14 protein-coding genes and 1 tRNA gene are annotated in these 13,383 nt (G+C 52.3%); 2 read left to right on the top strand and 13 right to left on the bottom strand.

Going from position 1 to position 13,383, the window contains the following annotated elements:
* Nucleotide 1: 1 nt before the first annotated feature.
* From AC2FJF_RS06210 to AC2FJF_RS06150, 13 genes are all read right to left on the bottom strand, one after another.
* On the bottom strand, nt 2-574 hold the full coding sequence (locus AC2FJF_RS06210) for a hypothetical protein (protein ID WP_496723906.1): 573 nt from the start codon (nt 572-574) through the stop codon (nt 2-4).
* 1,390 nt (nt 575-1,964) lie between these two features.
* Nucleotides 1,965-2,537 carry a hypothetical protein gene (locus AC2FJF_RS06205; RefSeq protein ID WP_496723904.1) on the bottom strand — a complete coding sequence of 191 codons (573 nt, stop codon included), beginning with the start codon at nt 2,535-2,537 and terminating at the stop codon, nt 1,965-1,967.
* Nucleotides 2,525-2,773, bottom strand: coding sequence for a hypothetical protein (locus tag AC2FJF_RS06200; RefSeq protein WP_496723902.1), 249 nt, complete (start codon nt 2,771-2,773; stop codon nt 2,525-2,527). The genes AC2FJF_RS06205 and AC2FJF_RS06200 overlap by 13 nt, the downstream gene beginning before the upstream one ends.
* Nucleotides 2,739-3,515 (bottom strand): hypothetical protein, encoded by a 777-nt coding sequence (locus AC2FJF_RS06195; protein ID WP_496723900.1) that lies wholly within the window; start codon nt 3,513-3,515, stop codon nt 2,739-2,741. Before AC2FJF_RS06195 ends, AC2FJF_RS06200 begins: the two co-directional genes overlap by 35 nt.
* The gene (locus AC2FJF_RS06190; RefSeq protein WP_496723898.1) at nt 3,515-3,712 is read right to left on the bottom strand and encodes a hypothetical protein; all 198 of its coding nucleotides are present in this window, start codon (nt 3,710-3,712) and stop codon (nt 3,515-3,517) included. Before AC2FJF_RS06190 ends, AC2FJF_RS06195 begins: the two co-directional genes overlap by 1 nt.
* Nucleotides 3,696-4,289, bottom strand: coding sequence for a hypothetical protein (locus AC2FJF_RS06185; protein ID WP_496723897.1), 594 nt, complete (start codon nt 4,287-4,289; stop codon nt 3,696-3,698). The genes AC2FJF_RS06190 and AC2FJF_RS06185 overlap by 17 nt, the downstream gene beginning before the upstream one ends.
* A gap of 3 nt (nt 4,290-4,292) precedes the next feature.
* On the bottom strand, nt 4,293-4,799 hold the full coding sequence (locus tag AC2FJF_RS06180) for a hypothetical protein (protein WP_496720525.1): 507 nt from the start codon (nt 4,797-4,799) through the stop codon (nt 4,293-4,295).
* 19 nt (nt 4,800-4,818) lie between these two features.
* Nucleotides 4,819-4,912: transfer RNA gene (locus AC2FJF_RS06175), tRNA-OTHER, on the bottom strand.
* A 485-nt stretch (nt 4,913-5,397) separates the two neighbouring features.
* Nucleotides 5,398-5,679, bottom strand: coding sequence for a hypothetical protein (locus tag AC2FJF_RS06170; protein ID WP_282154323.1), 282 nt, complete (start codon nt 5,677-5,679; stop codon nt 5,398-5,400).
* Between the two features lie 119 nt (nt 5,680-5,798).
* Nucleotides 5,799-6,011 carry a hypothetical protein gene (locus tag AC2FJF_RS06165; RefSeq protein WP_496720527.1) on the bottom strand — a complete coding sequence of 71 codons (213 nt, stop codon included), beginning with the start codon at nt 6,009-6,011 and terminating at the stop codon, nt 5,799-5,801.
* A gap of 49 nt (nt 6,012-6,060) precedes the next feature.
* A complete protein-coding gene (locus AC2FJF_RS06160) occupies nt 6,061-7,182 on the bottom strand; it encodes an alanine/ornithine racemase family PLP-dependent enzyme (protein ID WP_496720529.1) in 1,122 nt (373 codons plus the stop codon).
* Nucleotides 7,179-8,378 (bottom strand): N-acetyltransferase DgcN family protein, encoded by a 1,200-nt coding sequence (locus AC2FJF_RS06155; RefSeq protein WP_496720531.1) that lies wholly within the window; start codon nt 8,376-8,378, stop codon nt 7,179-7,181. The genes AC2FJF_RS06160 and AC2FJF_RS06155 overlap by 4 nt, the downstream gene beginning before the upstream one ends.
* A gap of 912 nt (nt 8,379-9,290) precedes the next feature.
* The gene (locus tag AC2FJF_RS06150) at nt 9,291-9,644 is read right to left on the bottom strand and encodes a hypothetical protein (protein WP_496723895.1); all 354 of its coding nucleotides are present in this window, start codon (nt 9,642-9,644) and stop codon (nt 9,291-9,293) included.
* A gap of 667 nt (nt 9,645-10,311) precedes the next feature.
* On the opposite strand from AC2FJF_RS06150, the gene AC2FJF_RS06145 reads away from it, so the two are divergent.
* Both AC2FJF_RS06145 and AC2FJF_RS06140 read left to right on the top strand, forming a co-directional pair.
* A complete protein-coding gene (locus AC2FJF_RS06145; RefSeq protein WP_496723893.1) occupies nt 10,312-11,142 on the top strand; it encodes a class I SAM-dependent methyltransferase in 831 nt (276 codons plus the stop codon).
* Between the two features lie 186 nt (nt 11,143-11,328).
* Nucleotides 11,329-13,044, top strand: coding sequence for an adenylate/guanylate cyclase domain-containing protein (locus AC2FJF_RS06140; RefSeq protein ID WP_496720535.1), 1,716 nt, complete (start codon nt 11,329-11,331; stop codon nt 13,042-13,044).
* Nucleotides 13,045-13,383 lie beyond the last annotated feature (339 nt).

Genomic DNA, 13,383 nt, shown 5'->3' with positions numbered 1-13,383 from the left:
ATTATCCTTTCCGTTGGACAATTGTTTGGGGGTCGATGATTTCACGGGTAAGTGGCACAAGGTGTTGCGCGGAAACCAAGCGTACGAGCGCTTGCCAACCGTCTACGCCAAGCCCAGTTTTGATCGTCAGGTCGCGCAGCGAAGCAGCGCCAACAAGGTCTTGGGCTACATTCCAGGCCACTTCGTCGGCACTGGGCATTGGATGACGCGCAGCCCAGAACAACTGAGCATTCCGTTGTTCAATCCGGTCTGCGCTGTGCTCCGTCAGGATCCGTACTTCATCGCAAAAGCCAGACCGAGTGGAAAACCACGCAATCTCCTGCATTTGCTTCACAAATTCTGGCTTCGTAGCCCGGAGACTTGGCTTTACGGCAAAGGCAACTTTAGAGCCTCCACGAATGTGTGCGACGTAGTCGAACACATGCTCCCGGACCTTTTCGCTGAAGCCATTCCAACGGAACCGCACTTGATCGAAGATGTCTTCAATCTCCAGCTGGGCGTTCAATACCAGCAGATTGACCAACTCAAGACGAGACTCCGCCTGAACCCTTACACCCGGGTTTGAACCGATCACGGTGTAAGCAGTGCAATGGTGTTTCGCGGCCTTCGCAATGGCGCGGTCTGAACGAAAATCCGACGGGAGCCGAATTCCGTCAGGAAAGTTTTTCTTCATGTGAATACCTCACGTCTTATCGAGCCCACCGAACATGTTCGGTAGAAAAACTCGTGATTTGAATTTTGGTGGGAAGCAGGCGGCCGAAACCGCCCGATCACACGGCTATTCGCGTGAGATTCAAGAAACGTGGAGCAAAAGAAGGAGTGATGTCGCGATGGCTATCGCAACACGTCTTCAAGAACCCCAAATGTTTTGTAGTAAACGCCATGATAAGCGCCTCATATCGACTTAGTGCCTATAGGAGCTCACAGCAGAAGCAGGATATGTAAACCTATCGCTGAAGAGAGCTACCAACGGATCGGAAACTCAGAAAACCCGTATCTGATTGGGCGCGATATGTTGGTCAGCATTTTGCATGGGCGTTTCTCGTACTCAAAACTCGGAGGTCTGCGCAATCGAAAAGACGCGGGTGTAGTTGATGTGACTTTCACGCCGACAAAATGTGACAAATTTGTCAGATCATTCGACCGCGCTTCAAGCAACTGGCAGCCTCATTGATTAGCCGATTTGTGCATTTCGTCTTTTTCAACGAAAAGGCGCCTCCGAACTCAGCACTGCGTCACCGGCAGCAAATTTATCTACAACGAATGGCATATCTCTCAGCCTCGCTTTCATTTCGTGCACCGCCCAGGTTGGGATAGGTTTGACACGCCAATCAGCATATCAAACTTCCGCCAATATCTCAATAAAACATTGTTTTTAAACATTTATCCTTGGGAGTACTTGCGTTGCAAAAACCGACCCTGAATTAGGCTCTGCCTAATTCACTTCTTCCGAGTAAGGATAAATTGAAAGAGAGATAGTTGTCGTTGCGGCATGAGAGAGCGCTCAAGTGTAAGAATAGAATTCCTGCACTTTCGTCTCGTCAAATGGCCTCAATAGCCAAATCACCCGTGTCCTGATCGAGGTGATTCGCCGATTGTTGAAACTGGAGTCGGGGCTCTTTGGAACTCTCGGCAGTCTCCGCTCAATGTGCTCCGACACTATCGCAGTCAATTAATCGGGACGGTTTCGCGGCGGTTAGTCCAATAGTGATATTGCGCGGATTGCCTTGCAAGTTATCAACGGCAAAAATGTTCATTTCCCGGAGCTGTCGAATTCACGCACCGGTTTTGCAGTAAAAAGCCGGGATTTGATGATTTTATTCAGGTCGCGAAAGTTATGCATTTGCAATATCGCGATCTCGCATCCTGCGGACCCGATCAGTGTTTTGAATAATCCCATTTCAATGCGATTGGCCTTTTCGCCGCGTTGCTTGATGATCTTCACCAAGCATCGTGCGCCATACTCATCGCGCACCTCCTTCCTCTGAGGCCTTCACTGCTTGGTAGCAGGCCCACAACCGCTCCACCTCTTCGCGAGGAACATCAGATATCCGCTTGTGTACCTTCAGTTGCTGTTTCATCGCTCGACGAGATGCATCATCTTGCATGATTTGTTCCGCACGAAGTACGTCGACTTTGTGTAGATGCCCAACCTCTGCTTCAGCCAATAGACGCTCCAACAATCCTGAAGTCGCTGAAGAATCCGAGTAGATCCATCCGGCTTCACAGAACTCGATGAGATCGAGTGTTTGGTTTGCTACCTCCTCAGCGACCGGAGCCGTCGACAGGTCGATTGGAGACGCATCCAGAACCTGTTGTGGCCATGATCGCGCAGGATAAATGGGCGAACTCCAAATTTGTGGCTTGTCATCGATCACCCTCAAAACTGCGATCTCAATCGGGTAAAAGCTGTCTTGGACGGCGACGATCCTTAAGTCGCAGAATATGTGGCTGACTGTTGGTTCCGGGAGGCCAAGGTCTTGATAGACGCTACCAGACCCTTCTGTGATTTCGTCTTTTTCGGTCACTTTGGCCACTTATTCTCTTTAATCCAGATGTCTGTCCATTCTGCTGGTCCATCAGCTGGAGCAGCGTCCACGATGTGCTCTTGTACAGTCGTCAGAAGTGCCGGCCATGCATCTGAATCCTTTTTCAGACGTGCTTTTAGCTCATCAATCAGGTCATCCAGAGGGATGGACTCCAACGGACGTCCAAAGGTCTCTCCATCGGAAAGCTCATCACTCAACGAAGGGATTCCAATCGCCTTGCTCATGACAATGCGCGCACAGGGCAGTTGCCTTGTGCTTCTTCCGTACGATATCCCCGACATGACCACATCTTGCACATGTGCGCTTGCTGTCCAGTACGAGACGCTTGAGCGGGAGATCCAGGCATTGATCGTACCGACGGAAGATGATCTGGATTGAACCGTCTGAGGCCGCCGTCACATCCGAGATCTGCACTTGAATCGGTGTCTCACAGTTCTCTCGAACCAGATGCTCTGCTTCCGCCAGGAACCTTCCAAGCAGGACGAGCCGACCCGGACCAATGCTTGGCCATAATGATGCCGTATCAGCGCTCACCAGGTCTGGAAAACGATTTGCTACGTTGAGCTCAAGATCTGTTGGCCACCTCGCCTCAGCGCCTTCAAATCGACTTTGAAGGTAGTTGTTGTAGCACCAGCAACAAAGCGTCGTGAGATAGCCCTGGATGCTTTGGATTCCGGCAGAATTTCCACATCTCTCACACCTCTTCTCGATCTCTTCGACACGCGTCTCCAGCTCGTCGAAGATGTTTCGATTGCATTCTCGTGTGTAGACGCGCAATCCGCCGAGTTTTTGCTTGATCTGCACGACCACCGGCAACTCATCCCCAAAGATGTCAGGGTGTTGTGCAGCACTGCGCTTTACATCCTCAAGCACCAGTGCGAGTTGGTCAGCCCATCCCTGGCGATGCTCTCCAAGCTCCTTCAGCACGCTTGTGTGGATGTCATTCCAGTCGACAACCTGTTTCATCACTCATCCTCCAGCGCGTCAGCTTTCTCATGAATAACACGCCTGATTTCTTCTTCCGTGAGATCTTCGATACCTTCGAAACCCTTGGGTGAGCTTGGGAGCACGACATTGCGTTCACTGTCGTGAACCGCAATCGACAGGCGTAGGAATCTCGGATCTTCAGTTTTCGAGAAAACTGGGTCAATCGTCCTGGCCATCGTCATTCTCTTTCTTAGCGATGCGCTCATCCAATTCGCGAATGCTCGCTTGAATCAGCGACAGCAATTCGTTGTCACTCTCATTCACCTTGCGCGCTCTGATTTCCTCTGCACTGACCGGACCAGACAGTTTTGCGCGGCCCAATGCGATCTCTGCTGCTTGCAGTGCCAAAAGTGCCCTGGTCAGTGGATCAATCTCGACGCCATCAATGAGAGCATCAAACTCCTCTGCGCTGCTGATCGGATCAGACAGCGGTACTTGTCCGGCGAGAAATTTGGCCTTCTTCAGCTTCAGGAATGCGCGCGCCACTTCATCAGCCTTAGGGCGGGGCTCTCGCGCACCGGTCTTCTCTAGCCACATTGAGGCGATCTTCTCAACCAGTGCCCACACGGTCTGCGTGCGATCATGCAGCGAGATCTCGAAGCGTACTGCTTTCTCTTCGATACCGAGCTGCTCGGACTGTCGTTCGCTCACGCGCACTTCGTAGTCGCAGAGCCCACTAATATCATCGCTGACGTTCCCGGCATGGGCCCGGGCAATCTCTCTTTCGTTTGCGAAGACGACGATTTTGAGCATCACTCACCACCCTTTCTTCACACATGCAGGGCAGCGCCCCCGATCATCAGTCCGGTCGATCTGGCCGATGTAGCCGCAAACAGAACAGGTCATTCGATCCCGAACAGGCTTTTTCCGAACACCAAAAAACCTCTTCCTTTCAGGGTGGCGCTTGCTCGCGACATCATGCGCGCACCAACAGCACAGGGTCGTGTACCACCCATCCAAAATGTGGGTCTCGGCAGCGTTTGAGCATCGTTCACAGGTACGATTTTCTCGTGCAATCGTGACGGTGATGATCGACTGGATGTGTCGATCATCACACCGGTGGTAGATGCGGAGCTCTCCCAGTTTCTCTTTGATCTGGAGGATGAAGGGGTAGGTGGCATCCTTCAGATCGCAGTATTCTTTGATCTCTGTGAAGAGCGTCGTCGCCAACCCAGACCAACCTTCGGGTGTACGACCGAGGCTCTCCTCGACCGATTGCTTGATATCGTTGAAGTCAATTGTGTTCGTGACGTCGTCCGCCATGTCGGACTCCTCCTGAGGATGGTAGGAGGCGTCGGAATCGAACCGACTCGTGCACTCTAATCTGGAGCAATTACAAGGATATAAGCCTCGCCCGCATACCAATGCTGCCTCCCACGGATTTCGCGTGGGTTATCGACCTCAGGTCGATATTCGTTGGCAGTGGATGCGTGTGTACGTCATGAGCCGAAGCTGAACCAGATCGTGTCGCCATGTCAAGACGGAGTGTGCTGCACTTCGAAATTCACCGCGTAGTTCCGGGAACCTTCTCGCTAAACGAGTGCCAAATAGGCTGTCCGCATCGCAGAATTGTAAGCACAGTAGGCATGTGCGGTCTAAGGCTTTCTCTAGCCACTTATACGAAAGTCAGCGACGGTCGATACCGAGGCCACTTTAATAGACGCTACGCGGTGCCCAAATTGCAGCAAAGCGCAGATAGCGACCTTTGCAAAGTTTCGCGGACGGCCCAAACCGAACCTTCTAAAATAGGCTTTGCAGCTCCGGGTTGCGGACAAAAGTAGCTTTCGCTGCGCTTGCACCAATGACCGTTTTTTCTGGTATTCATGGCCCAGTTTCTTTGCAAAATCCACGTCCAAAATATCTAAAACTCATCAAATTCCGGGACGTTGCCAAGCCTAATGAGGAAACTTGGCGACCCGACTTCGCCACTGTTCGGATCTTCACTGACCATGTAGGCATCGGCGCCAGCGCAATCGTCGGATTGCGCTTCTCTTTCTGCTCTGTTTTGTGCTTCCGCTGCCGTGGAGTATTCAAATTGCTTGCCAATTTTCAAGCTTCCTTGCCCTCCGCGTCCTGGCTTCCGTTCCACATATGTTTGGCAGATGTAGTGAACTTTTTCTGAGCTCTCATCTGAGAGTGTCATGGCAATATCCTTGAAACGAGTACGGGCGCTACTGATGCATGAGATAAACAGTGCTCGCTAGCCACTTTGTTTGTGTTTCGCTCAATCAAGTCGCGCGGAGAGGAGGGCCAACGATCCTGTCACCGCTTTTTGGCGGGCTTCGGCGGACAGGCTTCAGATGGAGTCGTCGCATCCCTTTCGAGCCGAGTTTTGCGAAGCCGGGCGTTCTTGATCTGTCTTTGCTCAGCTTCTTCGTTGACCATTTCCCTAACGACCCGCGTTGTTTTGTCCATCGGCGTTTCCGCCTTGGGAACGTGTGCATTGAAGACAGTTGTTTTTTTCAGCTTTGCCAATGGTTATTCTCCTATCCGTTTTCAACGGCGCATTTGTCAGTTGAGTATTTCAAATTGATGCCAGGTGATTGCCTGGTCCTTGAGAGACACGCGCGTGTCGTAAAGGACTGCGATGGAGCAGCTTTGTTTTAACGTCAGGAGCGGACATAGCTTTCATCAACGCACTATAGTTCATTTGGAATCTCATTTCCGATCCTACGTTTGTTGTCGAATGGGGTGTGCCGATGACAAGATGGTCGCTTGTTGCACCGATGAGTCTGTTTCTGGGAGGCATAGAAAGCCCCAAAACGTCCGTATCTTGCTGACCAATGGCGAGAACTAATTGTGTGCTCTGTCCACTTTTTGGAACAAGGTGAAGTCTTTTGAATACCGGGTCGCAGATGCTCTGAGGGTAAGATGAAGGTTTGGACCCTGTTTCAATGACCTCGGCGACAAGCGTAAAGGCATCCGTATACATCCCGCCTATCTGATCTCCGGAAACCGGATCAACGCCCAGAAGTATTGCTTCCCCCAGCCTTAAATCGTTGATGCGACCAGCTGGGTGCCCACTGAAGGCCCAAGGAAGGTTGGCCGAGTTACCGCCAGATACCGTCTGAAGGAAGGGGCCACACTGCCCCTCTGTGTCATTCGCCAAGACAGACAAGGCGTCCATGTCTGCTGCATTCGGGGCAATTCCACTCAGGCATGCGAAGTTCGCTCCGATGCCTTTTAGCGCGACACCTGGCATATCCACCACTTGCCGTGCAATTGAACCGAGGTATTTGGGCATGACCCCTTCGCGCAGATCGCCCATCTCAACCATCAAGATAATGCCGTGAATGCAGTCCTTCCGGATTGCGGCGGCGGCTAGAGCGGTAATCACGAGGATTTCTGTGTTGTAGCTTGCCTCACAGTACTGGACGACCTGATCGACCTGGCTCAGCATTGGTGTACGGATCAAGGTGATCGGGCATGTCATGCCCGCATTGCGTAACTTCCGAACGTTGCTAAGACGCGCTTCTGCAAGTCCCACAGCGCCACCGTCCAGCATGGCCCGAGCGATGGTTGGATGCCCGCACACCGCTTTGGTCACACCGGTGACGCTGATGCCGCGTGTCTTGAGGCGCCCGATCACAGTCTTTGCATTGTGGCGTATCTTGCTCAGATGCACCTCAATGCGGGGTGTACTCATATCGCAGCCACAGGCGTGGGTTGATGCAACCCAGGATAGGCGGCGACAACCATTGCAAGCAAATGCGATGCCGGCCGGCTGAGCACATCCGTTACGGGTAACCCGAGCATTTGTGACTGTGCGGCGATAGTGTCGGTAATCTCGGCCTCAGACATCCCCTCGTGATTGAGCGTGACGCCGATGACTTTTGTGTCAGCAAACGCTTCGATGAGGGCAATCTCACTTGCAGGCTTGGGCATTGACATATTGGGAAAATCACAGCGATGCGCGCGCTTTGGAGCGTGTTGAAGGATCACGGCGTCCGGCTGGCTGCCCCGCAGGATAAAGGCGGATGTGCAGAACGCCGGATGGCTCAACGCTCCTTGACCTTCAATCAAAATGACATCGGGTTGTTCAGCCTCGGAAGCGTCAACAATCGCACCTTCAAGCTCGCCGCAACAGAACTGCGGCGGCACGGCATCCATTGCCACTCCAAATTTTGCGCCCTGCATCAAACCCGTTTGGCCCGTACCAACAAGAACAGTCTTGATGCCCCTTGCATTCAAGGCGCGGGCCAATACGGTCGCTGTTGTCCGTTTTCCAATGGCGCAATCGGTTCCAAGAACCGCTATGCGCAGTGCCTTCACACCTGCAATACTTCCGTCGAACAGACGCATATCCTTGCTGGGTTTAGGTTTTCGAATATCTCGAATGGTGACTTTGCGTTCGACTGCAAAAGACGCGATTTCGAGATCATCGCTCAAATACTCATGCAATCCACTGACGATGTTCATACCAAGTGAAATCGCATCGAGAACAACGTCGCGATCTGTCGATGAGAGTCTCCCCGTAGATGGTGCCATTCCGTAAATGAGGGTATCTGGGATGACGGTTTCATGGGCGATAGCAGCGTCCAAACTTCTAAAGACCGGAATGTGGTTTACTGCATCGTCAAGAATCTGCCCGCTGTCTTCGCCGTCGTGGTTGCTATCAATGACAGACAGGATCCTGTAGGCCTCTGAATGACGAACAAGGCCATTAGCAGTTTTGCCATCAATGTTGGCGAAGTTACCTTGGCAATAGACAATCGCAGTTGGTGGCGAGACGATCTTAGTGGTAGAGATTGATCTTATGGGTTCATCGCTGGTCAATGGCGGCGCTTGTGCACCGCTGACGGGACGACGGATAGTGTTAGCCGCGCTAAAGTCGGTTTTCATGATGTTTCCTTTTTGTGGTCGACACCGAAGGCAACGCTGCCGTCACCATTGGGTAATGAAGTCGAGAATATCGTGCCGCACGCTCAGTTATCGAGAATGCAAAGTCCCTTAGATAACTTGAAATTCTTGTTGCAGTCCCACCGGTTTCCGGACCTGTCGAGATGGGCATTCGCAGGAAGGTCTATTACGTTACAGCTCGCACCTAAGGCAGCGTATCCCCGCTCGCACTTCCATCCCGTTCCGTAACTTGCATCGTCAAAGAAGGCATGTTCAGGGATCACAACGGGCGCGCACGACCCATCTTGTGCAAAGTACCCACGTTCGCATGTCCAGGGTCGACCGTGTCCTGATGAATTCAGATACGCGTTGGCCGGGACTTCAATAGCGACGCAAAGGTCGTCCGATGCTTCGAACCCCCGTTTGCATTTCCACGCTGGCCCATAGGTAGTAGCTGCCAGGTAAGCGTTTGCGGGTACGACAATTTCTTGGCATGTGTCGTCGATTTTGAGAAAACCGCGAGAGCAATGCCAGCGCTCACCTGATGGATCAAGAAACCCGCCATCAGGTACAATCACCGCAACACAGGCCGTGTCATCCTTCTTGCGAAACCCATGAAGACATTCCCAACCAGAGCCATAGGTGCGGTTGGTCGGATACGCATTTGCTGGCACTATGACAACGGCGCAGACATCGCCACTCAGCCTATACCCGGCGTTACATTTCCAGCCGTCACCGTAGCTCTTTGCAGTGGCATTTTCAGGCACAGGTTGCGATGTGGATTGAGCATATGCAGGCGTTGAAAACAGAAGCAGAGCACAGATTGGGAGCACAATCAGAGCCGCAATCATCTGAATGCCTGGTGACGGATGCGCTCCCCAGATCGCCTGACAGAGTTGCGGCATTGCCTTTGAGTTATGATCCATCCAGCTCAAGCCCCGCGATACAGGCATCTGCAAGGTCACGGCTTGGCGTTTCCGACCCCGGCAACGTAGCCCAACCCGTATCCATCATAGCCTTGCGGCGACTGAAGCCAGAGGCCTCTTGGAGGGTTACGATTATTTCTTCGCGCTTGGGGTCAGCAGCTGACCTGTTCAGGCAAACCGGCACCATCGCGAGCGTCACTTCTTCGCTTGCATGGTCCTTCGCCAATTCTTGAGCGCCACCGCTGGTTGTCCACCCGCCCCAGGTAAAGCCAAGGATTGAGACCGCAATCGCACCACACAAAGCACCGTAGATGCCTGGTTTCGTCCATTCTGGAAATGTCATTTTAGATCCTCTGGCGGAGAAAGCGCCGCCGCGCTGTTTTGTGTCTTTTTGCGCATTCTTATTCTCGCGCTAGGGCCATTCCCAAGCCGCGATGACCGATAGGCGCAGTTCGGGCCTACCGGAAGCTCGTTTGATCAACGGTTGCGTTGTGGTTCTTTGGCAAACCGACGGTGCGTCTGATCACCAAAACGGATCAACAAACATCACAAGCGATGTGGTTGTGCGCGAAAACATCGGCAACCTTCCCAAACATCAGATCCAAGTAGAGGACGTGACAGCTGAATTTTCATGATGGAAGAACTTAGTTTACTCTGGCAGGCGATACGCCTAGGCCGCAGAAAACCAGAACCTTAGTGGGGCGTATATAACCACTTGGCGACGGTATTACAACGTTCATGGGCTTAACGCTTTTTTCACGGCCCCGATACAGATGAAAGAATTGGTTACAACCCAGCCTTCGCCTCGTGTATCGGCAAACTCGTGACCACTTGTGTAGCCTCTATAGCATGCCACTCTGAAGCCGACATTCGCTGCATCACAGAAAACATGTAGTTTGGGCTCGAAGCGGTCATTCGCGGCAGTTGGTACGAACGACCACTCTGCGGACAAAGCTGACATTCAAGATCACCGAGTCTACCATAGCGGCATAAGTTAGGGAGGCTTCAACATGACTGATCCCAATGAAGTCGCGCACCACTACCACTCCGGTCACTTGCTAAAGCGAATTTCTGATGGTTGCGCAGCACTGGACTTGACCCCACCGATTTCTCGCGACGCTTTGGCGCCGGTTGACGAGTTTCACATTGGCGGACGCCTTGCGACCGAACCTTTTGTGAAGGCTTTGGACCTTTCGCCCCAAAGTCGGGTTGTCGATTTTGGATGTGGCCTCGGTGGTCCTGCCCGCTATGTCGCAGCGGCCACTGGGGCTCATGTGACCGGCATCGATTTAACCGCCGAGTTTGTTGAAACAGGACGCGCCCTTACAGAATGGACGGGCATGTCGGATCGGGTTCAACTCATCGAAGGCAGCGTACTTGATCTGCCGTTAGAATCTGACTCGATGGACGCTGCTTACATGATCCACGTCGGCATGAATATTGTGGACAAAGTTGGCATCGCGCGGGAGGCAATGCGTTTGCTTAAACCAGGGGGTATTTTTGCGATTTACGATGTGATGCAAGTCGGCGAGGGCAATATGGATTATCCAGCGCCTTGGGCTTCGACTTCGGATCAGAGTGCGCTTGCACCACCAGAGACATATGAGGCGGCTTTGAAGTCCGTTGGTTTCGAATTGACCGATAGGATCGACCGCACCGTGTTTGCCAAACAATTCTTTGAAGATTTGGCGGCTGCGCAAAGCCGTGCGGATGGTCCTCCACATCTTGGCCTGCATCTGATCATGGGCGACGACACAGCGATAAAGGTCCAAAACATGGTGCGAAACATAGAAGGCGGATTGATAGCCCCGATTGAGATCCACGCCCGTCTGCCCATCTAACTTTGCGTCCGCACTGGGCTCGAATTAATCATTCTCTGCGGTGTGCGGATGGGCCGATGGCAGCCCGAAGCAGACAATCACAGTCACGCTTTTCAGTTTTGCACCAAGCCATTCACTAGGACATGCGCGACGTTCAGGAAATCATGTTGTCTTTTCCAAGCAGCGTAATTTGCGCTACCATTAGACATGAATGGAGACCGCAGACTTTCCGCAGTACTCTCGGCCGATGTAGTAAACTACTCAGGCCAGATTAAGGCAGATGAAAATAGGACTCTCGGCGAACTTCGCGTTCTACGTCGAGAGTTATTTGATCCTTTGGTTAGCGATCATCGCGGTAATGTCGTTAAGAGGATGGGTGATGGATGGATAGTCGAGTTTAACTCGGTATCTGATGCAGTACGATGCGCCCTTGATCTTCAAAGCCAGGTGTTAACCCAGTCCTCATTGAAACTACGAGTGGGTGTGCATCTTGGAGATGTCGTATTCGACGAAGATGACATTTTCGGCGATGGCATCAATCTATCCGCACGTCTACAAGAGGCTTCCAACGAAGGGGCTGTGTTAATTTCAGATGTCGTCCATCGCAGCCTTGACGAGCGCCTCGCTGAGCAATTTTATCGCGCTGGAGAGCGACAGTTTAAGAACGCGCCGTCACCAATAGAAGTTTTCCAATGGTCGCCGCCAGGTTCTGCCCCACCGCGAGTAACTCCGGCTAGCCATACAAAGTCTCTGCTAATCGGCGTCTTACCTTTCGATAATCTTTCTTCTGACCCCGATCAGGAGTTTTTTGCAGATGGAATTACCGAAGAGATCATCACCACTTTATCAAAACTCCCGAATTTACTGGTCGTCGCGCGTAACTCTACATTCGTTTACAAAGGTCGCTCCGTTGACGTGAAACAGGTCGGTCTGGAGCAGGGTGTCGATCTTGTTCTTGAGGGAAGTGTCCGTCAAAGCAGGAACCGGGTGAGGATCACAGCACAGCTAATCGATGCAAAGTCCGGTATGCACATTTGGGCAGACCGCTATGATCGCCTCATTGAAGATGTATTCGAAGTTCAGGATGAACTCGCACTTAGGATTGCAACCGAGTTACAAGTCGAACTTTTGGCGGGAGAAATGGCTCGTTTCAGAGGATCCGGCACGAAAAACCTAGGCGCGTGGACCGCTCAACTAAAGGCCGTGGAGGCTTCGCGCAGAATTACTAGGGAAGCTCACGCCGACGCTCGCCGATTTGCACAACAGGCAATTGCACTCGACCCGGGTTACTCGGCTCCGTACTGTACTTTGGGATTCATTTGCACTGTCGAAGCACGACATGGATTTGTTGCTGACCGGCGTGCCGCGCTAGCGGAGGCTCGTGACTGCGCTCAGCGGGCTCTGGAAATAGACAGCTACAACCCAGAGGCTCACGCTATTGCGGGTTTTGCAGATGCAATCGATGGCAAGCTGGTTTCGGCTATCGATAAGTTCAACGAGGCACTAGCGCTAAATCCAAACCACGCTGACGTGGCTGCCAGACTGTCAATCACCCTAGCTTTCAATGGCCAGGCAAATGAAGCGATCCAAGTCGCACAACAAGCCATTACCCTGAACCCTCACTATCCAGGTTGGTATGCAGGCGTTCTGGGTTTAGCCCTTCGACTTGACGGTCAATACGAGGAAGCCAAGAAAGCATTCACCGAATATGGTCAAAGGGTTGAAGGCTTTGGTCACCTCGACCTCGTAATCGTCCATGTAGAGACAGAGAACTTTGAGGCCGCTCGCGATGAAGCACGGAATGTGATGAAATACCGCCCTCAGTTTTCCATATCGGACTGGGCGAAAACTCAACTTTTCTCTAACAGAAAAAGGCTGGAGAAAGACTGTGCGTCTTTGCGACTAGCCGGTTTGCCTGAATAAGAGCAGGGTTTCGCTGTAGCAGGTTGGTTTGTGATGGAAACCGATCTCACACATTTCCGATTTGGGTTCGTGATGGCCTTGCGCTTCTAGGTGCCTTGGCGGTGGGCCGCAGCCCAAACCGGATACTCACAAATGGGCCCAGCAATTTCCCAGTTGCAGAGGAAAGTTGCCCTTCGCGGTTAAACAAACCAAGCCGAAAATTTTGGCCGATTATCCCTAGGAATTTGAGGCCTAATTAATTTGATCACGCGGGCTTTATCAGTGTTTCCAGATATTCTCGAGTGTCGGCGTCCCACGAGCTGGGGTCCTCTCCATGAGCGACCACCGCGTGGAGTTCCA

It is taken from the genome of Ruegeria sp. CDSB013, from assembly GCF_059611165.1.
The sequence above is the reverse complement of the archived record's forward strand: the minus strand, read 5'-3'. Positions and strand labels throughout refer to the sequence as shown.